20 protein-coding genes and 1 pseudogene are annotated in these 20,789 nt (G+C 58.5%); 9 read left to right on the forward strand and 12 right to left on the reverse strand.

Going from position 1 to position 20,789, the window contains the following annotated elements:
• Positions 1-2: 2 nt before the first annotated feature.
• Together dhaK and HMPREF3096_RS29255 are read right to left on the reverse strand one after the other, a co-directional pair.
• Entirely contained in the window at positions 3-1,073 is a 1,071-nt protein-coding gene (gene dhaK, locus HMPREF3096_RS13105; RefSeq protein ID WP_070544502.1) for a dihydroxyacetone kinase subunit DhaK, read from the reverse strand.
• 155 nt (positions 1,074-1,228) lie between these two features.
• A pseudogene (locus HMPREF3096_RS29255) lies at positions 1,229-1,431 on the reverse strand (hypothetical protein).
• Positions 1,432-1,682: 251 nt separating this feature from the next.
• On the opposite strand from HMPREF3096_RS29255, the gene HMPREF3096_RS13110 reads away from it, so the two are divergent.
• On the forward strand, positions 1,683-2,780 hold the full coding sequence (locus HMPREF3096_RS13110; protein ID WP_023298237.1) for a glycerol dehydrogenase: 1,098 nt from the start codon (positions 1,683-1,685) through the stop codon (positions 2,778-2,780).
• A gap of 101 nt (positions 2,781-2,881) precedes the next feature.
• Positions 2,882-4,807 (forward strand): dihydroxyacetone kinase operon transcriptional regulator DhaR, encoded by a 1,926-nt coding sequence (dhaR, locus tag HMPREF3096_RS13115; protein ID WP_032731286.1) that lies wholly within the window; start codon positions 2,882-2,884, stop codon positions 4,805-4,807.
• Here dhaR and HMPREF3096_RS13120 read toward each other — a convergent pair.
• Genes HMPREF3096_RS13120 through HMPREF3096_RS13135 form a run of 4 tightly spaced genes read right to left on the reverse strand, consistent with a single transcriptional unit; the run spans position 4,785 to position 7,303 of the window.
• Positions 4,785-5,315, reverse strand: a complete 531-nt coding sequence (locus HMPREF3096_RS13120; protein WP_032731285.1) for a cob(I)yrinic acid a,c-diamide adenosyltransferase — start codon at positions 5,313-5,315, stop codon at positions 4,785-4,787. The genes dhaR and HMPREF3096_RS13120 overlap by 23 nt on opposite strands.
• A complete protein-coding gene (locus tag HMPREF3096_RS13125; protein ID WP_032731284.1) occupies positions 5,316-5,669 on the reverse strand; it encodes a glycerol dehydratase reactivase beta/small subunit family protein in 354 nt (117 codons plus the stop codon). It abuts the gene before it with no gap.
• A gap of 20 nt (positions 5,670-5,689) precedes the next feature.
• A complete protein-coding gene (dhaT, locus tag HMPREF3096_RS13130) occupies positions 5,690-6,853 on the reverse strand; it encodes a 1,3-propanediol dehydrogenase (protein ID WP_032731283.1) in 1,164 nt (387 codons plus the stop codon).
• Positions 6,854-6,874: 21 nt separating this feature from the next.
• The gene (locus HMPREF3096_RS13135) at positions 6,875-7,303 is read right to left on the reverse strand and encodes a GlcG/HbpS family heme-binding protein (protein WP_022065621.1); all 429 of its coding nucleotides are present in this window, start codon (positions 7,301-7,303) and stop codon (positions 6,875-6,877) included.
• Positions 7,304-7,716: 413 nt separating this feature from the next.
• Here HMPREF3096_RS13135 and HMPREF3096_RS13140 point away from each other — a divergent pair, with 413 nt between their 5' ends.
• Genes HMPREF3096_RS13140 through HMPREF3096_RS13160 form a run of 5 tightly spaced genes read left to right on the forward strand, consistent with a single transcriptional unit; the run spans position 7,717 to position 13,102 of the window.
• Positions 7,717-9,384: a propanediol/glycerol family dehydratase large subunit gene (locus HMPREF3096_RS13140; protein WP_002917676.1), complete on the forward strand. Its 1,668-nt coding sequence runs from the start codon at positions 7,717-7,719 to the stop codon at positions 9,382-9,384.
• A 12-nt stretch (positions 9,385-9,396) separates the two neighbouring features.
• Complete coding sequence (locus HMPREF3096_RS13145) at positions 9,397-9,981, forward strand: propanediol/glycerol family dehydratase medium subunit (protein ID WP_070544503.1); 585 nt, start codon at positions 9,397-9,399, stop codon at positions 9,979-9,981.
• Between the two features lie 2 nt (positions 9,982-9,983).
• Complete coding sequence (locus tag HMPREF3096_RS13150) at positions 9,984-10,409, forward strand: glycerol dehydratase small subunit DhaB3 (RefSeq protein ID WP_002917670.1); 426 nt, start codon at positions 9,984-9,986, stop codon at positions 10,407-10,409.
• Between the two features lie 12 nt (positions 10,410-10,421).
• Positions 10,422-12,245 carry a diol dehydratase reactivase subunit alpha gene (locus HMPREF3096_RS13155; protein WP_008806552.1) on the forward strand — a complete coding sequence of 608 codons (1,824 nt, stop codon included), beginning with the start codon at positions 10,422-10,424 and terminating at the stop codon, positions 12,243-12,245.
• A gap of 53 nt (positions 12,246-12,298) precedes the next feature.
• On the forward strand, positions 12,299-13,102 hold the full coding sequence (locus HMPREF3096_RS13160) for an MIP/aquaporin family protein (RefSeq protein ID WP_012540523.1): 804 nt from the start codon (positions 12,299-12,301) through the stop codon (positions 13,100-13,102).
• Between the two features lie 55 nt (positions 13,103-13,157).
• Here the strand turns inward: HMPREF3096_RS13160 and hdeB are convergent, their stop codons facing one another.
• On the reverse strand, positions 13,158-13,463 hold the full coding sequence (gene hdeB / locus HMPREF3096_RS13165; RefSeq protein WP_070544504.1) for an acid-activated periplasmic chaperone HdeB: 306 nt from the start codon (positions 13,461-13,463) through the stop codon (positions 13,158-13,160).
• Positions 13,464-13,489: 26 nt separating this feature from the next.
• Positions 13,490-14,065, reverse strand: coding sequence for an HdeD family acid-resistance protein (locus HMPREF3096_RS13170; RefSeq protein WP_012540525.1), 576 nt, complete (start codon positions 14,063-14,065; stop codon positions 13,490-13,492).
• Between the two features lie 237 nt (positions 14,066-14,302).
• Between HMPREF3096_RS13170 and HMPREF3096_RS13175 the strand changes: the two genes are divergently transcribed.
• Complete coding sequence (locus HMPREF3096_RS13175) at positions 14,303-14,965, forward strand: YfdX family protein (protein WP_162493302.1); 663 nt, start codon at positions 14,303-14,305, stop codon at positions 14,963-14,965.
• A gap of 90 nt (positions 14,966-15,055) precedes the next feature.
• On the opposite strand, the gene HMPREF3096_RS13180 is transcribed toward HMPREF3096_RS13175, so the two are convergent.
• Together HMPREF3096_RS13180 and evgA are read right to left on the reverse strand one after the other, a co-directional pair.
• Entirely contained in the window at positions 15,056-18,298 is a 3,243-nt protein-coding gene (locus tag HMPREF3096_RS13180) for an ATP-binding protein (RefSeq protein ID WP_032731278.1), read from the reverse strand.
• 4 nt (positions 18,299-18,302) lie between these two features.
• The gene (gene evgA / locus HMPREF3096_RS13185; RefSeq protein WP_008806546.1) at positions 18,303-18,917 is read right to left on the reverse strand and encodes an acid-sensing system DNA-binding response regulator EvgA; all 615 of its coding nucleotides are present in this window, start codon (positions 18,915-18,917) and stop codon (positions 18,303-18,305) included.
• Between the two features lie 300 nt (positions 18,918-19,217).
• Between evgA and HMPREF3096_RS13190 the strand changes: the two genes are divergently transcribed.
• Entirely contained in the window at positions 19,218-19,583 is a 366-nt protein-coding gene (locus HMPREF3096_RS13190) for an HdeA/HdeB family chaperone (RefSeq protein WP_162494467.1), read from the forward strand.
• Between the two features lie 68 nt (positions 19,584-19,651).
• Here HMPREF3096_RS13190 and HMPREF3096_RS13195 read toward each other — a convergent pair whose 3' ends face one another.
• On the reverse strand, positions 19,652-19,924 hold the full coding sequence (locus HMPREF3096_RS13195) for a hypothetical protein (protein WP_032691249.1): 273 nt from the start codon (positions 19,922-19,924) through the stop codon (positions 19,652-19,654).
• A gap of 270 nt (positions 19,925-20,194) precedes the next feature.
• On the reverse strand, positions 20,195-20,789 hold a 595-nt coding region (locus HMPREF3096_RS13200; RefSeq protein ID WP_070544505.1), incomplete at its 5' end, for an MBL fold metallo-hydrolase.

Consider the following 20,789-nt stretch of genomic DNA (forward strand, 5'->3'; position numbering starts at 1 on the left):
CCTTAGTTTCCCCAGTTCAGCGCCGGGGTATGAACCGGGGCGTCCCATAGCGCCAGCGTCTCATCATCCACTTTCAGCAGGGTGATGGAGAAGCCCGACATATCCAGCGAGGTGCAGTAGCTGCCGATGAGGTTACGTTCGATGATGATGCCAGACGCTTCGCAGCGCTGGGCGAGACGGTGATACACGCCGTACAGTTCGGACAGCGGGGTGGCACCGAGGTTATTGACCAGCGCGATGACCCGGTCGCCGTTTTGCAGCGCGGTTTTGCTCTGCTTCACTTCCTGCCACGCGCCCTTGACGGTATCCCACTGGCGCAGCGTGCGGCTGTAGGCGCCATTCTCCAGCAGGGTATCGAACATCTCATCGACGGTTTGGTCCAGCGAGCTGAAGTGGCGGCGGTCGATGCCCGGCTCGCCGTGAATGCCGACGCCGAACTCCATCTCGTCATCTTTCAGCGTAAAGGAGGGCTGCCCGGCGGCCGGTACGGTGCAGGCGCCGAGAGCGATACCAATCGAGTGGCCGAGATTGTTCAGGCGGCGGCCCAGTTCAGCGCAGGCTTCCAGCGAGTCACCGCGCTCGGCGGCGGCGCCGACCAGTTTTTCGATCAACACGGTATTGGCGACGCCGCGGCGACCAGCGGTATAGAGACTGTCTTTCACCGCCACGTCGTCGTCGACCACCACGGTGGTGACTTTAATGCCGCTCTGATGCAGCAGCTCGGTGGCGGTTTCGAAGTTCAGGATGTCGCCGGTGTAGTTTTTGATAATCAGCAGAACGCCTTCGCCGCCGTCAATTTGCATCGCGCATTCGAACATTTTGTCCGGCGTCGGCGAGGTGAAAATTTCCCCCGGGCAGGCGCCAGAGAGCATGCCCTGGCCGATATAGCCGCAGTGCATCGGCTCATGTCCGCTGCCGCCGCCGGAGAGCAAGGCCACCTTGCCGGCCACCGGCGCGTCGGTGCGGGTCACATATAGCGGGTCCTGATGCAGGGTCAGCTGCGGATGGGCTTTAGCCAGCCCCTGTAATTGTTCATTCAGTACATCTTCAACACGGTTAATCAGCTTTTTCATTATTCAGTGCTCCGTTGGAGAAGGTTCGATGCGGCCTCTCTGCTAGCGGAGGCGGTCATCGCGTAGGGGTATCGTCTGACGGTGGAGCGTGCCTGGCGATATGATGATTCTGGCTGAGCGGACGAAAAAAAGAATGCCCCGACGATCTGGTTTCATTACGAAACATTGCTTCCTGATTTTGTTTCTTTATGGAACGTTTTTGCCGAGGATACGGTGAAAATGCGAACTGGCGCGCTTTTTTTCTTCTGTCATAAGCGGCGGTCAGGATGGCTGGCGAAGCGGGTGGGAAAAAATTTTTGCTGATTTTCTGACGGCTGCGGGAGAAAAAAAGGCCGAAAAGGGGGGATGGTAAGGGCATTATGCGGCAGATGAGCGGATCGGGATCGCAATCCTGACAGAGAACAGGGTTTTTTGTTCCAATATGAAACGTAAAAATTTAAGCTGTGTTTCATATCAGAACAAAAAGGCGAAAGATTTTTTTGTTCCCTGCCGGCCCTACAGTGATCGCACTGCTCCGGTACCGTTCCGTTCAGGCCGCGTTTTCCGGCCGGCGCGGATAACGCCAGGGCTCTTCATGTCTACATGCGCACTTATTTGAGGGTGAAAGGAATGCTAAAAGTTATTCAATCTCCAGCCAAATATCTTCAGGGTCCTGATGCTGCTGTCCTGTTCGGTCAATACGCCAAAAACCTGGCGGATAGCTTCTTCGTCATCGCCGACGATTTCGTGATGAAGCTGGCGGGAGAGAAAGTGGTGAATGGTCTGCAGAGCCACGATATTCGCTGCCATGCGGAACGGTTTAACGGTGAATGCAGCCATGCGGAAATTAACCGTCTGATGGCGATTTTGCAAAAACAGGGCTGCCGCGGCGTGGTTGGCATCGGCGGTGGTAAAACCCTCGATACCGCGAAGGCGATCGGTTACTACCAGAAGCTGCCGGTGGTGGTGATCCCGACCATCGCCTCGACCGATGCGCCAACCAGCGCGCTGTCGGTGATCTACACCGAAGCGGGCGAGTTTGAAGAGTATCTGATCTATCCGAAAAACCCGGATATGGTGGTGATGGACACGGCGATTATCGCCAAAGCGCCGGTACGCCTGCTGGTCTCCGGCATGGGCGATGCGCTCTCCACCTGGTTCGAGGCCAAGGCCTGCTACGATGCGCGCGCCACCAGCATGGCCGGGGGGCAGTCCACCGAGGCGGCGCTGAGCCTCGCCCGCCTGTGCTATGATACGCTGCTGGCGGAGGGCGAAAAGGCCCGTCTGGCGGCGCAGGCCGGGGTGGTGACCGAAGCGCTGGAGCGCATCATCGAGGCGAACACCTACCTCAGCGGCATTGGCTTTGAAAGCAGTGGCCTGGCCGCCGCCCACGCGATCCACAACGGTTTCACCATTCTGGAAGAGTGCCACCACCTGTATCACGGTGAGAAAGTGGCCTTCGGTACCCTGGCGCAGCTGGTGCTGCAGAACAGCCCGATGGATGAGATTGAAACGGTGCTGGGCTTCTGCCAGCGCGTCGGCCTGCCGGTGACCCTCGCGCAGATGGGCGTCAAAGAGGGGATCGACGCGAAAATCGCCGCGGTGGCGAAAGCCACCTGCGCGGAAGGGGAGACCATCCACAATATGCCGTTCGCGGTGACCCCGGAGAGTGTGCACGCCGCTATCCTCACCGCCGATCTGTTAGGCCAGCAGTGGCTGGCGCGTTAATTCGCGGTGGCTAAACCGCTGGCGCCGGTCGGCGGTTTTTCTTTCTCCCCTCTGGCAGTGGCTGCCGGAGGGGTTCTCTATGGTAAAACGCGGAAAACAGTATGACTGTTCAGACTCAGGATACCGGGAAGGCGGTCTCTGCCGTCATCGCCCAGTCATGGCATCGCTGCAGCAAGTTTATGCAGCGTGAAACCTGGCAAACGCCGCACCAGGCCCAGGGCCTGACCTTCGACTCCATCTGTCGGCGTAAAACCGCGCTGCTGACCATCGGTCAGGCGGCGCTGGAGGACGCCTGGGAGTTTATGGACGGTCGCCCCTGCGCGCTGTTTATTCTTGATGAGACCGCCTGCATCCTGTGCCGCTGCGGCGAACCGCAAACGCTGGCGCAGCTGGCTGACCTGGGATTTCGCGACGGCAGCTACTGCGCGGAGAGCATTATCGGCACCTGCGCGCTGTCGCTGGCCGCGATGCAGGGGCAGCCGATCAACACCGCCGGCGATCGGCATTTTAAGCAGGCCCTGCAGCCATGGAGCTTTTGTTCGACGCCGGTGTTTGATAATCACGGGCGGCTATTCGGCTCCATCTCCCTCGGTTGCCTGGTGGAGAATCAATCCGGCGCCGACCTTTCCCTGACGCTGGCCATCGCCCGCGAGGTGGGCAATTCACTGCTCACCGACAGCCTGCTGGCGGAATCCAACCGCCACCTCAATCAGATGTACGGCCTGCTGGAGAGCATGGACGATGGGGTGATGGCGTGGAACGAACAGGGCGTACTACAGTTTCTCAATGTTCAGGCGGCGAGACTGCTGCATCTTGATGCCCAGGCCAGCCAGGGGAAAAATATCGCCGATCTGGTGACCCTCCCGGCGCTGCTGCGCCGCGCCATCAAACACGCCCGCGGCCTGAATCACGTCGAAGTCACCTTTGAAAGTCAGCATCAGTTTGTCGACGCGGTGATCACCTTAAAACCGATTGTCGAGGCGCAAGGCAACAGCTTTATCCTGCTCCTGCACCCGGTGGAGCAGATGCGGCAGCTGATGACCAGCCAGCTCGGTAAAGTCAGCCACACCTTTGAGCAGATGTCTGCTGACGATCCGGAAACCCGGCGCCTGATCCACTTTGGCCGCCAGGCGGCGCGCGGCGGCTTCCCGGTGCTGCTGTGCGGCGAAGAGGGGGTCGGGAAAGAGCTGCTGAGCCAGGCCATCCACAATGAAAGCGAGCGGGCTGGCGGCCCCTACATCGCCGTCAACTGCCAGCTGTATGCCGACAGCGTGTTGGGCCAGGACTTTATGGGCAGCGCCCCCACTGATGATGAGAATGGCCGCCTGAGCCGGCTTGAGCTGGCCAACGGCGGCACCCTGTTTCTGGAAAAGATTGAGTATCTGGCGCCGGAGCTGCAGTCGGCTCTGCTGCAGGTCATTAAGCAGGGAGTGCTCACCCGCCTTGACGCCCGGCGCCTGATCCCGGTGGATGTGAAGGTGATCGCCACCACCACCGTCGATCTGGCCAACCTGGTGGAGCAGAACCGCTTTAGCCGCCAGCTGTACTATGCGCTGCACTCGTTCGAGATCGTCATCCCGCCGCTGCGCGCCCGACGCAACAGTATTCCGTCGCTGGTGCATAACCGCCTGAAAAGCCTGGAGAAGCGTTTCTCTTCGCGACTGAAAGTGGACGATGACGCGCTGGCGCAGCTGGTGGCCTACTCGTGGCCGGGGAATGATTTTGAGCTCAACAGCGTCATTGAGAATATCGCCATCAGCAGCGACAACGGCCACATTCGCCTGAGTAATCTGCCGGAATATCTCTTTTCCGAGCGGCCGGGCGGGGATAGCACGTCATCGCTGCTGCCGGCCAGCCTGACCTTTAGCGCCATCGAAAAGGAAGCTATTATTCACGCCGCCCGGGTGACCAGCGGGCGGGTGCAGGAGATGTCGCAGCTGCTCAATATCGGCCGCACCACCCTGTGGCGCAAAATGAAGCAGTACGATATTGACGCCAGCCAGTTCAAGCGCAAGCATCAGGCCTAGTCTCCTCGATACGCGCCATGGAGAACAGGGCATCCGACAGGCGATTGCTGTAGCGTTTGAGCGCGTCGCGCAGCGGATGCACGCGGTCCATGGCCGTCAGCAGGCGTTCGAGCCGACGGGACTGGGTGCGCGCCACGTGCAGCTGGGCAGAGGCGAGATTCTTCCCCGGGATCACGAACTGTTTTAACGGGCCGCTCTCGGCCATATTGCGGTCGATAAGCCGCTCCAGGGCTGTGATCTCCTCTTCGCCGATCGTCTGGCTCAGGCGGGTCAGGCCCCGCGCATCGCTGGCCAGTTCAGCCCCCAGCACAAACAGCGTCTGCTGAATATGGTGCAGGCTTTCCCGCAGCCCGGCGTCGCGGGTCGTGGCGTAGCAGACGCCCAGCTGGGATATCAGTTCATCGACGGTGCCGTAGGCCTCGACGCGAATATGGTCTTTCTCGATGCGGCTGCCGCCGTACAGGGCGGTGGTGCCTTTATCCCCGGTGCGGGTATAGATACGGTACATTCAGTTTCTCTCACTTAACGGCAGGACTTTAACCAGCTGCCCGGCGTTGGCGCCGAGCGTACGCAGATGATCGTCGCTATCGGTGACGTGTCCGGTAGCCAGCGGCGCGTCCGCCGGCAGCTGGGCATGAGTGAGGGCTATCTCGCCGGACGCGCTGAGCCCGATACCCACCCGCAGGGGCGAGCTTCTGGCCGCCAGGGCGCCCAGCGCAGTGGCGTCACCGCCTCCGTCATAGGTTATGGTCTGGCAGGGGACCCCCTGCTCCTCCAGCCCCCAGCACAGCTCATTGATGGCGCCGGCATGGTGCCCGCGCGGATCGTAAAACAGGCGTACGCCTGGCGGTGAAAGCGACATGACGGCCCCCTCGTTAACACTCAGAATGCCAGGCGGAAAATCGCGGCAATCTCCTGCTCGTTGCCTTTACGCGGGTTCGAGAACGCATTGCCGTCTTTCAGAGCCATCTCCGCCATGTAGGGGAAGTCGGCCTCTTTTACTCCCAGATCGCGCAGATGCTGCGGAATACCGATATCCATCGACAAACGCGTGATAGCGGCGATGGCTTTTTCCGCCGCGTCGAGGGTGGACAGTCCGGTGATATTTTCGCCCATCAGTTCAGCGATATCGGCGAATTTCTCCGGATTGGCGATCAGGTTGTAGCGGGCCACATGCGGCAGCAGGACAGCGTTGGCCACGCCGTGCGGCATGTCGTACAGGCCGCCCAGCTGGTGCGCCATGGCGTGCACGTAGCCGAGGTTGGCGTTATTGAAAGCCATCCCGGCCAGCAGAGAGGCATAGGCCATGTTTTCCCGCGCCTGCAGATTGCTGCCGAGGGCCACGGCCTGGCGCAGGTTGCGGGCGATGAGGCGGATCGCCTGCATGGCGGCGGCGTCCGTCACCGGGTTAGCGTCTTTGGAGATATAGGCCTCTACGGCGTGGGTCAGGGCATCCATCCCGGTCGCCGCGGTCAGGGCGGCCGGTTTACCGATCATCAGCAGCGGATCGTTGATGGAGACCGATGGCAGGTTGCGCCAACTGACGATCACAAACTTCACTTTGGTTTGGGTGTTGGTCAGGACGCAGTGGCGGGTGACCTCGCTGGCGGTGCCGGCAGTGGTGTTGACCGCGACGATAGGCGGCAGCGGGTTGGTCAGGGTCTCGATTCCCGCATACTGGTACAGATCGCCCTCATGGGTGGCGGCGATGCCGATGCCTTTACCGCAGTCGTGCGGGCTGCCGCCGCCCACGGTGACGATGATGTCGCACTGTTCGCGGCGAAACACGGCGAGGCCGTCACGCACGTTGGTGTCTTTCGGGTTCGGCTCGACGCCGTCAAAGATCGCCACCTCGATCCCGGCCTCCCGCAGATAATGCAGGGTTTTGTCCACCGCGCCATCTTTAATTGCCCGCAGGCCTTTGTCGGTGACCAGCAGGGCTTTTTTCCCCCCCAGCAGCTGGCAGCGTTCGCCGACTACGGAAATGGCGTTGGGGCCAAAAAAGTTAACGTTTGGCACCAGATAATCAAACATACGATAGCTCATAATATACCTTCTCGCTTCAGGTTATAATGCGGAAAAACAATCCAGGGCGCACTGGGCTAATAATTTATCCTGCTCGACCGTACCTCCGCTAACGCCGACGGCGCCAATTACCTGCTCATTAAAAATAACTGGCAGGCCGCCGCCAAAAATAATAATTCGCTGTTGGTTGGTTAGCTGAAGACCATACAGAGATTGTCCTGGCTGGACCGCTGACGTAATTTCATGGGTACCTTGCTTCAGGCTGCAGGCGCTCCAGGCTTTATTCAGGGAAATATCGCAGCTGGAGACGAAGGCCTCGTCCATCCGCTGGATAAGCAGCGTGTTGCCTCCGCGGTCAACCACGGAAAACACCACCGCCACCTTGATCTCAGTGGCTTTTTTTTCCACCGCCGCCGCCATTTGCTGGGCGGCGGCCAGGGTGATTGTCTGAACTTGTTGGCTCTTGTTCATCATTCTCTCCCGCACCAGGATAACGCTGGCGCGAATAGTCAGTAGGGGGTGATAGTAAAAAACCATTACCATTCGGTTGGCTTGCTTTATTTTTGTCAGCGTTATTTTGTCGCCCGCCATGATTTAGTCAATAGGGTTAAAATAGCGTCGGCAAAACGTAATTAAGGGCGTTTTTTATTAATTGATTTACATCATTGCGGGCGATCACATTTTTTATTTTTGCCGCCGGAGTAAAGTTTCATAGTGAAACTGTCGGTAGATTTCGTGTGCCAAATTGAAACGAAATTAAATTTATTTTTTTCACCACTGGCTCATTTAAAGTTCCGCTATTGCCGGTAATGGCCGGGCGGCAACGACGCTGGCCCGGCGTATTCGCTACCGTCTGCGGATTTCACCTTTTGAGCCGATGAACAATGAAAAGATCAAAACGATTTGCAGTACTGGCCCAGCGCCCCGTCAATCAGGACGGGCTGATTGGCGAGTGGCCTGAAGAGGGGCTGATCGCCATGGACAGCCCCTTTGACCCTGTCTCTTCAGTAAAAGTGGACAACGGTCTGATCGTCGAACTGGACGGCAAACGCCGGGACCAGTTTGACATGATCGACCGGTTTATCGCCGATTACGCGATCAACGTTGAGCGCACAGAGCAGGCAATGCGCCTGGAGGCGGTGGAAATAGCCCGCATGCTGGTGGATATTCACGTCAGCCGGGAGGAGATCATTGCCATCACTACCGCCATCACGCCGGCCAAAGCGGTCGAGGTGATGGCGCAGATGAACGTGGTGGAGATGATGATGGCGCTGCAGAAGATGCGTGCCCGCCGGACCCCCTCCAACCAGTGCCACGTCACCAATCTCAAAGATAATCCGGTGCAGATTGCCGCTGACGCCGCCGAGGCCGGGATCCGCGGCTTCTCAGAACAGGAGACCACGGTCGGTATCGCGCGCTACGCGCCGTTTAACGCCCTGGCGCTGTTGGTCGGTTCGCAGTGCGGCCGCCCCGGCGTGTTGACGCAGTGCTCGGTGGAAGAGGCCACCGAGCTGGAGCTGGGCATGCGTGGCTTAACCAGCTACGCCGAGACGGTGTCGGTCTACGGCACCGAGGCGGTATTTACCGACGGCGATGATACGCCGTGGTCAAAGGCGTTCCTCGCCTCGGCCTACGCCTCCCGCGGGTTGAAAATGCGCTACACCTCCGGCACCGGATCCGAAGCGCTGATGGGCTATTCGGAGAGCAAGTCGATGCTCTACCTCGAATCGCGCTGCATCTTCATTACCAAAGGCGCCGGGGTTCAGGGACTGCAAAACGGCGCGGTGAGCTGTATCGGCATGACCGGTGCTGTGCCGTCGGGCATTCGGGCGGTGCTGGCGGAAAACCTGATTGCCTCTATGCTCGACCTCGAAGTGGCGTCCGCCAACGACCAGACTTTCTCCCACTCGGATATTCGCCGCACCGCGCGCACCCTGATGCAGATGTTGCCGGGCACCGACTTTATTTTCTCCGGCTACAGCGCGGTGCCGAACTACGACAACATGTTCGCCGGCTCGAACTTCGATGCGGAAGATTTTGATGATTACAACATCCTGCAGCGTGACCTGATGGTTGACGGCGGCCTGCGTCCGGTGACCGAGGCGGAAACCATTGCCATTCGCCAGAAAGCGGCGCGGGCGATCCAGGCGGTTTTCCGCGAGCTGGGGCTGCCGCCGATCGCCGACGAGGAGGTGGAGGCCGCCACCTACGCGCACGGCAGCAACGAGATGCCGCCGCGTAACGTGGTGGAGGATCTGAGCGCGGTGGAAGAGATGATGAAGCGCAACATCACCGGCCTCGATATTGTCGGCGCGCTGAGCCGCAGCGGCTTTGAGGATATCGCCAGCAATATTCTCAATATGCTGCGCCAGCGGGTCACCGGCGATTACCTGCAGACCTCGGCCATTCTCGATCGGCAATTCGAGGTGGTGAGCGCGGTCAACGACATCAATGACTATCAGGGGCCGGGCACCGGCTATCGCATCTCTGCCGAACGCTGGGCGGAGATCAAAAATATTCCGGGCGTGGTTCAGCCTGACACCATTGAATAAGGCGGTATTCCTGTGCAACAGACAACCCAAATTCAGCCCTCTTTTACCCTGAAAACCCGCGAGGGCGGGGTGGCTTCTGCCGATGAACGTGCCGATGAAGTGGTGATCGGCGTCGGCCCTGCCTTCGATAAACACCAGCATCACACGCTGATCGATATGCCCCATGGCGCGATCCTCAAAGAGCTGATTGCCGGGGTGGAAGAAGAGGGGCTTCACGCCCGGGTGGTGCGCATTCTGCGCACGTCCGACGTCTCCTTTATGGCCTGGGATGCGGCCAACCTGAGCGGCTCGGGGATCGGCATCGGTATCCAGTCGAAGGGGACCACGGTCATCCATCAGCGCGATCTGCTGCCGCTCAGCAACCTGGAGCTGTTCTCCCAGGCGCCGCTGCTGAGGCTGGAGACCTACCGGCAGATTGGCAAAAACGCCGCGCGCTATGCGCGCAAAGAGTCACCTTCGCCGGTGCCGGTGGTGAACGATCAGATGGTGCGGCCGAAATTTATGGCCAAAGCCGCGCTATTTCATATCAAAGAGACCAAACATATGGTGCAGGACGCCGAGCCCGTCACCCTGCACGTCGACTTAGTAAGGGAGTGACCATGAGCGAGAAAACCATGCGCGTGCAGGATTATCCGTTAGCCACCCGCTGCCCGGAGCATATCCTGACGCCTACCGGCAAACCATTGACCGATATTACCCTCGAGAAGGTGCTCTCTGGCGAGGTGGGCCCGCAGGATGTGCGGATCTCCCGCCAGACCCTTGAGTACCAGGCGCAGATTGCCGAGCAGATGCAGCGCCATGCGGTGGCGCGCAATTTTCGCCGCGCGGCGGAGCTTATCGCCATTCCTGACGAGCGCATTCTGGCTATCTATAACGCGCTGCGCCCGTTCCGCTCCTCGCAGGCGGAGCTGCTGGCGATCGCCGACGAGCTGGAGCACACCTGGCATGCGACAGTGAATGCCGCCTTTGTCCGGGAGTCGGCGGAAGTGTATCAGCAGCGGCATAAGCTGCGTAAAGGAAGCTAAGCGGAGGTCAGCATGCCGTTAATAGCCGGGATTGATATCGGCAACGCCACCACTGAGGTGGCGCTGGCGTCCGACGACCCGCAGGCGAGGGCGTTTGTTGCCAGCGGGATCGTCGCGACGACGGGCATGAAAGGGACGCGGGACAATATCGCCGGGACCCTCGCCGCGCTGGAGCAGGCCCTGGCGAAAACACCGTGGTCGATGAGCGATGTCTCTCGCATCTATCTTAACGAAGCCGCGCCGGTGATTGGCGATGTGGCGATGGAAACCATCACCGAGACCATTATCACCGAATCGACCATGATCGGTCATAACCCGCAGACTCCGGGCGGGGTGGGCGTTGGCGTGGGGACGACTATCGCCCTCGGGCGGCTGGCGACGCTGCCGGCGGCGCAGTATGCCGAGGGGTGGATCGTACTGATTGACGACGCCGTCGATTTCCTTGACGCCGTGTGGTGGCTCAATGAGGCGCTCGACCGGGGGATCAACGTGGTGGCGGCGATCCTCAAAAAGGACGACGGCGTGCTGGTGAACAACCGCCTACGTAAAACCCTGCCGGTGGTGGATGAAGTGACGCTGCTGGAGCAGGTCCCCGAGGGGGTGATGGCGGCGGTGGAAGTGGCTGCGCCGGGCCAGGTGGTGCGGATCCTGTCGAATCCCTACGGGATCGCCACCTTCTTCGGGCTAAGCCCGGAAGAGACCCAGGCCATCGTCCCCATCGCCCGCGCCCTGATTGGCAACCGTTCAGCGGTGGTGCTCAAGACCCCGCAGGGGGACGTACAGTCGCGGGTGATCCCGGCGGGCAACCTCTACATTAGCGGCGAAAAGCGCCGCGGAGAGGCCGATGTCGCCGAGGGCGCGGAAGCCATCATGCAGGCGATGAGCGCCTGCGCTCCGGTACGCGATATCCGCGGCGAACCGGGCACCCACGCCGGCGGCATGCTTGAGCGGGTGCGCAAGGTAATGGCGTCCCTGACCGGCCATGAGATGAGCGCGATATATATCCAGGATCTGCTGGCAGTGGATACGTTTATTCCGCGCAAGGTGCAGGGCGGGATGGCCGGCGAGTGCGCCATGGAGAATGCCGTCGGGATGGCGGCGATGGTGAAAGCGGATCGCCTGCAAATGCAGGTTATCGCCCGCGAACTGAGCGCCCGACTGCAGACCGAGGTGGTGGTGGGCGGCGTGGAGGCCAACATGGCCATCGCCGGGGCGTTAACCACTCCCGGCTGTGCGGCGCCGCTGGCGATCCTCGACCTCGGTGCCGGCTCGACGGATGCGGCGATCGTCAACGCGGAGGGGCAGATAACGGCGGTCCATCTCGCCGGGGCGGGGAATATGGTCAGCCTGTTGATTAAAACCGAGTTAGGCCTCGAGGATCTTTCGCTGGCGGAAGCGATTAAAAAATACCCGCTGGCCAAAGTGGAAAGCCTGTTCAGTATTCGTCATGAGAATGGCGCGGTGGAGTTCTTTCGGGAAGCCCTCAGCCCGGCGGTGTTCGCCAAAGTGGTGTACATCAGGGAGGGCGAACTGGTGCCGATCGATAACGCCAGCCCGCTGGAAAAAATTCGTCTCGTGCGCCGGCAGGCGAAAGAGAAAGTGTTTGTCACCAACTGCCTGCGCGCGCTGCGCCAGGTCTCACCCGGCGGTTCCATTCGCGATATCGCCTTTGTGGTGCTGGTGGGCGGCTCATCGCTGGACTTTGAGATCCCGCAGCTTATCACGGAAGCCTTGTCGCACTATGGCGTGGTCGCCGGGCAGGGCAATATTCGGGGAACAGAAGGGCCGCGCAATGCGGTCGCCACCGGGCTGGTACTGGCCGGTCAGGCGAATTAAACGGGCGCTCGCGCCAGCCTCTCTCTTTAACGTGCTATTTCAGGATGCCGATAATGAACCAGACTTCTACCTTAACCGGGCAGTGCGTGGCCGAGTTTCTTGGCACCGGATTGCTCATTTTCTTCGGCGCGGGCTGCGTCGCTGCGCTGCGGGTCGCCGGGGCCAGCTTTGGTCAGTGGGAGATCAGTATTATCTGGGGCCTTGGCGTCGCCATGGCCATCTACCTGACGGCCGGTGTCTCCGGCGCGCACCTTAATCCGGCGGTGACCATTGCCCTGTGGCTGTTCGCCTGTTTTGAACGCCGCAAGGTGCTGCCGTTTATTGTTGCCCAGACGGCCGGGGCCTTCTGCGCCGCCGCGCTGGTGTATGGGCTCTATCGCCAGCTGTTTCTCGATCTTGAACAGAGTCAGCATATCGTGCGCGGCACTGCCGCCAGCCTTAACCTGGCCGGGGTCTTTTCCACGTACCCGCATTCACATATCACTTTTATACAGGCGTTTGCCGTGGAGACCACCATCACGGCAATCCTGATGGCGATGATCATGGCCCTGACCGACGACGGCAACGGAATTCCGCGCGGGCCGCTGGCGCCGTTGCTGATTGGCTTGCTGATCGCCGTGATCGGCGCGTCGATGGGGCCGCTAACCGGCTTTGCACTGAATCCGGCGCGCGACTTCGGCCCAAAACTGTTTACCAGTCTGGCCGGCTGGGGCGCGATCGCCTTTACCGGCGGGCAGTCGATACCCTACTTTTGGGTGCCGCTGCTGGCGCCGGTGGTGGGGGCGATTATCGGGGCGTTTTTGTATCGCAAGCTTATCGGCCGCCATCTGCCGTGCGAATGCGGTATCGATGAGTAAAGCGGGACCCGCCGCAGCGCGGCGGGTTTCCCCGGCCTGATGCCGGGGAGCAGGGTTATTTTTTGATGACCGCGCTGAGATCGCCGAGTTTAGCGGCGGGGGTCTTGTGGCACTCCTGCAGCATTTTCGGTACCGAGACGGTTTCGACTTCATGCCAGTCGACATAGTCGCCGCCGCTGAAGTCGGTGTTGCGATTCACGACCCAGAAGGCCACGGGGGTCATGCTTTTCGGGTTCATATCCATAAACTCCTGACAGGTCATATTCTGCGGTGTGGTTTCCTGAACCGCGAACGCCGGGCTGGTCATCAGACAGAATGTGGTGGCCGCCGCGGTCAACACGAGTGCTTTAGGTAAATTCATTTTCTTCTCCAGTGATAAAATACGGCTTAAGCCTGGGCGTGCTTCATCTTATTGCGCAGGACCAGAAAGCCGATGGCGCTAAATATCATTTCAACGCCGATAAATGCGGTGATAAATAACCAGCTTTGCTGCGGGTTCATTGCCAGCCACAGACAGGCGATAAGTAAATCCAGCAGGCCAATAAAAATATTCCAGCCAGCGCCGCTTTGTTTTCGGGTTTGACATCCGCTGACGATGCGGGAAATACCGCCGAGAACAAATAAAAAGCCAAATAAAATGGCCAGACTGCTCATACCGTTGAGGGGATTGACGACAAAGCTCAGGCCGAGCACGATCCAGGCGATGGCGAAGATCAGCGCCACCAGGCGTGATTTCCAGTGCTGCTGGCGGAAGACAATCAAGCTGTACAGTGAATAGAAGCCACAGATCATCAACAACATGCCGGTTACCACGGCGAGATACCAACCGGCGACCAACGGCCAGGCCAGGCAACAGGCCCCGCAGATAAACAGCAGGGCGGCCATCATGCCGGCATGCCGTTTATATCGTAAGAAGATGCGTGGACTAAACGCATTTAAAGTGTAATGGCTAAACATAAACATAATTGCTCCGCAGATCCCGGTAGGCGGCCTGGCGCTGAAATAAACGTATGGTTTATTCCGCGGGCCAAAAAAAATGTCTGAGAAAAATAGTAGGCCGCGGTATCGCCAGGCGTAAATAAGAGCGCCGAGGTCACTTTATACGCCTGGTCTGACAGCTGTCAGACCAGGCCCGCAATATCGCTTCCGGGCTCTGATTCTCAATAACCACGATATTTTTTAAGCTGGCTGCGTTTGGTGATGCTTACCGATTTTAATCAGGAGTTAACAATGAAAAAAGTCATTCTGGCTAGCCTGCTGGCAACCATGATGGGTACCTCTCCGGTGTGGGCGGCAGACAGCGCGACGGCAGCGCCAACCGCGGCAGCCACGGCGCAGGTACAGAAAGAAGCTGCCGATGTGCTGCAGGTGGCGGTGCAGGGCGCGAACGCGATGCGCGACGTCCAGTTCGCCCGTCTGGCGCTGTTCCACGGCCAGCCGGAGAGCGCCAAAAAACTGACAGACGACGCCGCCGCGCTGCTGGCCGCCGATGACGCCAGCTGGGCGAAGTTCGTGAAAACTGACGCCACAGCAAAAATGATCGCCGATCGCTATGTGGTGATCAACGCGACCGTCGCCCTGTCTGAAGACTACGTGGCCACACCGGAAAAAGAGAGTGCCATTAAATCTGCCAACGAAAAGCTGGCGAAAGGTGACCAGAAAGGGGCTATCGATACCCTGCGTCTGGCCGGCATCGGCGTGATCGAGAACCAGTATCTGATGCCGCTCAACCAGACCCGTAAAGCGGTGGCGCAGGCGCAAAAACTGCTGAAAGCCGGGAAGTATTACGAAGCGAATCTGGTGCTGAAGGGCGCTGAAGAGGGCATTGTGGTGGATAGCGAGATGCTGGTGGCAGGCAACTGATCCTCGTTCCATCCTGATAGAGCGCAGAGGAAGAAACTGACATGGATGTCCCCTTAACGCTCGGGCAGGCGGACTGCCCGAGCGGAACGGCTAGCGGCCGATCAGGGCGTTGATTTCGCCGTCGATCTCGCGCATGACGCCGGTGATGTGCTGTACCACCTCCAGACAGCTTGCCGGCGTCAGCGAATCAGGTCGCTTAGCCTCAAAAGGGGCGCACAATTGTTGTAGCGCAGTAATCCCCAGAATTTGTGCTGAACCGTGCAGACGGTGCAGCGCTCGCAGAAAGGTCTGCGGTTCATGCCGGACGATAGCCTGTCCGGCGGCCTGCAAATCTGTGGCCGACGCATCGCGGAACGTCTCCAGTATTTCAGTCATCAGCGCCTGGTCTCCCCCCGTATTTTCGGTCAGCACGTTGAGCTTCAGGTGCCGGGTGACGTTAGGTGATGCGCGGCCCTCCGCTAAACGGCTGAGCTCATGGCTCAGCGTCTGAACCGACACCGGCTTAAACAGACACATATTCATGCCGCTGGCCAGACACGCCTCCCGTGACTGCGGCAGCGCGCTGGCGGTCACGCCCCAAATGACCAGGCCCGGATAGCGACGGCGTAACGAGGCTGCCAGCGCCAGACCATCTTTCCTGGGCATATTGAGGTCCGTGATCAGCAGATCGTAATGTTTGCTGGCGAGCTTATTCTCCGCCTCTTCACCGTCGCAGGCTTCATCGACGCTATAGCCGATGGTGCTGAGCTGGCGTTTAAGCAGCAGCCGGTTGGTGGGGTGGTCGTCCGCTATCAATATCGCCAGCCCGGGCAGGGCCTGCGGCCTGGTGGGCAATGCCTGCGGCGCATGAAGCGCGCAGTGACTCGCCTTGACCGGCAGGGTGATGGTGAAAGTTGTCCCCACCCCCGGGTGACTGACCATCTCCAGTCGACCCTGCATCAGCGCAACCAGCTCTTTGCAAATGACCAGCCCCAGTCCGGAGCCGGTCTGCTGGCGCCCCTGGCGCGCCTGAGCATAGCGGTGGAAGAGGGTGGCCTGCTCTGCTTCACTGATCCCGCAGCCGCTGTCGCTGACGGTGAGGGTCAGCTCCCCCTGCGTCTCATCCGCCTGCACCAGCCGGCAACTGACCTGAATCGCACCCTCGGCGGTAAACTTCAGCGCATTGCCGATGAGATTATTGAGGATTTGCCGTAGCGCCTGCGGGTCGAGCCACAGCATGATCCCTTCCTGCAGCGCGTTATGGTGGTGCAGAACGATGCCCTTTTGCTGCGCCAGCGCGTCGAAGGTGTGGCATTGCTGCGACACTAACTGTGCGACATCGCTCCACTGCGGGGTGATCTGGTATTTTCCCGACTCAATCTTGTCGATATCGAGAATATTACCGATAAGTCCCAGCAGGGTTTGCGCCGTCGACCCCGCCAGCTCGATCGCCTCTTTACGCTGGCCGACGTTCAGCTCCGGTTTCGCCAGCAGCTCCAGAAAGCCGACGATGGCGCTCACCGGCGTGCGCAGCTCGTGGCTCATGCTGGCCAGAAAGCGACTCTTCGCTTTTGTCGCCTGAACGGCTTTATCTTTCTCGTGCTCCAGCGCACAGGAGAGCGCCTCCTTCTGCGCCAGCTCGTCTTCCAGCCGCTGTTGGGAGTCTTTGCGTTTGCGTACTTCCCGGCACAGGGAGAGTCCCCAGCCGAGGCTGATGGCGATCAGCACCAGCGCAAAGGCGATCAGCTGGTAAAACTGGCGGCTGTACTGGCTCCAGTTCTCGATTTGCTGGCTGGATATTTTCGACCACTTCTCGGTCATCTGCAGAATATCCCGTGGTGGAATCGCCTGCAGCGCTTTGCCAAGAATGGCGGCCAGCACCGGTTCATCGCGCGGGATGGCCAGCCGAATGGCGGCGACCGGGAGTCCGTCGATGCGGGTGTAGTGCAGGCCCTGCGGATAGTAGTGATCGATCATATAGCGGGCGGAAAGCTCCGAGGCCACGGCGGCATCCACTTCGCCTTCTTCCACCATCTTCATGGCGATACCAACGTTATCTGTCTCCACCCAGTTGACCTGTGGAAAGCGCGTTTTCAGGTCGTGGGCGGCAATCGGCCCCACCGGCAGGGCGATCCGCGCCGATCGCGTCAGCAGATGCGGGTCGGGCGCGCTGCCGCGAGCAACCAGCACAAAGGCCACGTTAATGAGCGGATCGCTGAGGGTGACGTAGGCCTGCGGCTGCGAATTGAGGGCGGCGGCGGGCATGATCGCCCAGTCCTCTTTTTCCATGCGCTTTGCCAGATCGTGGCGATTGCGCACCAGGATGGGTTCAAACTGTAGTCCGGTCTGCAGTGAGAAAATATTCAGCATATCGGCCATGATGCCGCGCAGCTCATCTTCGTCATCCACCAGGGTAAACGGCGGAAAGTAGGGGTTGACCAGCAGGCGGACGCGACGATGCTTCTGCAGCCAGCGCTGCTCCTCGGCGCTAAAGGGGAGGGGGGTATTGAGAAACGACAGATCGCCGCGGTTGAGCCAGTTTTGCATGATCCGCATCGCGGTATCGCTGTCGATGGCATGAATGAAACGATCGAGGATCTGGTGTAACTCCGGCCGATCGTCGCGGGTGACGAAGCGGTTGTGTTGTTCCTGCTGACGAAAATAGTGCGCAATGACCAACGATTGCGAGAAATACTTCGAGATACAGTGGCCAGTGGTGATGTTGTTGCCAATGAAATACTGATTTTCACCGCTGACCACCGAGGCAAGCGCCTGATAGTCGCTATCGTAAAGGGTGATTTTGGCGTTGGGAAACGCCTGCTGAATAATATCGAAAAAGGCGCATTCGCGGGTGCAGGCCAGCGTAACGCGGCGGTCAGTGGTCAGCGGCGGCAGGGGGGATTTCAGCGAGGTGACCAGCGTCGGCCAGGTTTTAAGCAGCGGCGCGGATTGATCCAGGCCCGGGGCGAGCGCATCCCGGTGCGCCACCTGAGTGAGCAGGGTATCCACCTGCCGGTCGGCCAGGGCGGTGAGCGCCTGCTGCTCGGTGTCATACTGGCGGATAATCACCTTCAGTCCGAGGCTGTGCTTCATCAGTGCCAGATAGTCGGCGTTGATGCCCTGATAACTTTTCTCGTCGCCGTCATAGACGATGGGTGTCATTTCGGGAAGCCAGGTGCCGATGGTCAACGTCGGTTGTCCGGCAAGCCAGGCTTTCTCCTTAACGCTAAGCGGGATATCGATCGCCGCGATATGAGAATGGCTCTTCAGCTCCAGCTGTTTCATGGCATACGTGGCAGGAGAGAGACTCAGCGCCAACCCGACAACGACGGATAAAATAAGACGAACCGCCATGCCATCACCCTATTTTATTGCGTTGCGCAAAGTCATATAGCTCAAGCAGGGTGCTGCAGCCTAATTTATCCATCAGACGGACCTTATAGGTACTTACCGTTTTATTGCTGATATTCATTTTGCTGCCGATGGTGGTGTAGTCGACGCCGCTGAGAATATAGCGGAACACCTTCATCTCCTGCGTTGACAGCGTATCCAGCCGGTCCTGATCGGTGATGCCGTGGGTGCAGAAGCGTTCCAGTGAAAAGGGGAAATAGCTGTAGCCATTATTGGCTGCGTCGATTGCGGCGAGGATATTATTCATTCCCTCTTTTTTACTCACAAAACCATTTGCTCCGCAGTCGGCGCTGCGTTTGCCGTAGAACAGTTCATTCTTCGCGGAAATGACGATAATTTTTCCCCGGTAACGGCGTTTGCGCAGCTGCTCCAGAACGTCGATGCCGCTGAGCTCCGGAATATCGACATCGACAATCAGCAGGTCAGGCTGCATGCTTTCTGCGGTCTGCACCGCATGGGCGCCGCTGTCGAGTTCTGCCGCGACGGTAATGCCGTTGGTGTCGAGAAGATTGCGAATGGCGATACGTGCCAATGGATGATCGTCAATGATTATCGCATTCATGGGGGCGTAAATCCTGATATGAAAAAAGAAGGGCGATGCCTGGTGCAGGTGCGGCGGAGGTTATTTTTATCGGTGCCGTAATAAGGCGCAATTGTAACACAAATCGTTTTCGGCCGGGAAAATATTGTGGATGAGTGCTTGTTGAATATATTTGCATATCTGGATGACAGCTGTAGGAACAGGCGTTCACTGACTTCAGCGCTGTCTGCTGTTAAAAAAAATGCAAACGATTAATCTGCTCTTTTTATGGTGAGTAGCCCGGAATTCCCTCCGGCAACAGCTGGCAGGTAAATAATAACAATGGCAAAAGAAAAGCGCGCCCTCTGGCGAAAATGGGGTTGGAAACGTCTGATGGCAGGAATAATCATTCTGGCAATAAGTAGCGTCGCGGCGGGAAAGAATATCGCACCCGATGAGGTACGGACTCGCGATATGATGCGCTGTCAGGATTATCTGCAACTGGACCCGCGCACCTGGACGCCGATGGTGATCTGGTTGATGAACGATCCTTTTTCTCTGCAGCCGCCGGAGTGGACCGACTTTCATGAAGCTGAACTGGTGCTGACGCCGATCCTCACCGAAATCTGCCGCCAGGAGCCAGATGCCTGGCTGACTTCGCTGCGTGAACGGCTCAATTCTTATCAGCAGGTGCGGTCGCTGAATTAAGCGACCGCGGTAAAGCGGCAGGAAAAGTGACTAAGTGTGCAGTCAGCGGCCTTCTCCTGCGCAAAGGCTCAGCAGCGGCCCGCTTTTTTCGACAGGGCGTCGCAGGTTTTGCTCGCTGGCGTCGGGTTGCTGCCGGCACAGATGGCATCCGAGACGGTACTGCCGCCGCCCAGTGGGATCAGCCCGTAAAGTTTCGGCTCGGCGGCTTTTGTCACATAGCATCGATGGCTGGTTTTGCCGATGGTGGCCACAAAATTGGTTTTCACATCCTGCTGCTTCGCATCGGAAATTGTCACCTGTGAAGCATCGACATTAAAAGCAAAGGCGGCGGCCTCTTTCATTTCACTTTCCGTCGCCATTGGCGGTTTAGCTACGCAACCCATTAATAACAGTGCCAGACAGGTACTGATTGATATATCCCGTATTTTCATCATTTCATCCTTTTTGTGAGTCAACGGGTTATATATAAGAGGGGCGAGAGGGGAGTATTGATTTCGATCAGCTGGTGCAGGCTATGGTTATTTTTCAGATATTGACCTGAATTTTAACGAGCCTGGTTGCTGCCGCTGCTGCCGTTTGCTCTCCTGCGTGCCGGCTACCTTCTTTTGCATTCATTTCCCGGCGGCAGAAAAATCTAGTTTTAGCCCAACGCCGACCTCGTTGATTTTGATAAAACGCGCCAGGCTAATCTTAGCCGCAAGATCGGTACAATGGCATGGATAGAGGGAATCTGGGGATAATGCTTTAAGATAATCCCCTGTCTGCGTGAGGCGATCTTCATCGGCATTTTGCAGATGGAATCCGCCAATGACCGACACAATGTGATTCTCTCCGATAACCTGTTTGGCATATTCGATAATGTTAGCTATTCCCGCGTGAGAACAGCCTGTGACTACCACCAGTCCCTCTTCTGTCTTTATTGCCAACGCAGAATCATCCATAACGTAATCATCAGTGATTTCGCCGTTATCATCCACCGTTTGGCCTACCGGTGTCAGCATCTCGAATTTATTGTCCCTTGGTATTTGACCAAGAAAGATGATGTTTTCAGTGAGTGGATAAGGTTTTTTGCTGCAAATTTTATCGAAGAAGAGATCATTTTGATCGAATCTGTAGTTGATCCCTATAGATTTTGCATCAAAATACTTTGGGTTTAATGCATCTGGATGGCAAACTAAGGAAGGTGCGAACAAGTTCCTGATATGA

The sequence above is a fragment of the Klebsiella sp. HMSC25G12 genome (assembly GCF_001807705.1).
Taxonomy (GTDB): Bacteria; Pseudomonadota; Gammaproteobacteria; order Enterobacterales; family Enterobacteriaceae; genus Klebsiella; species Klebsiella variicola.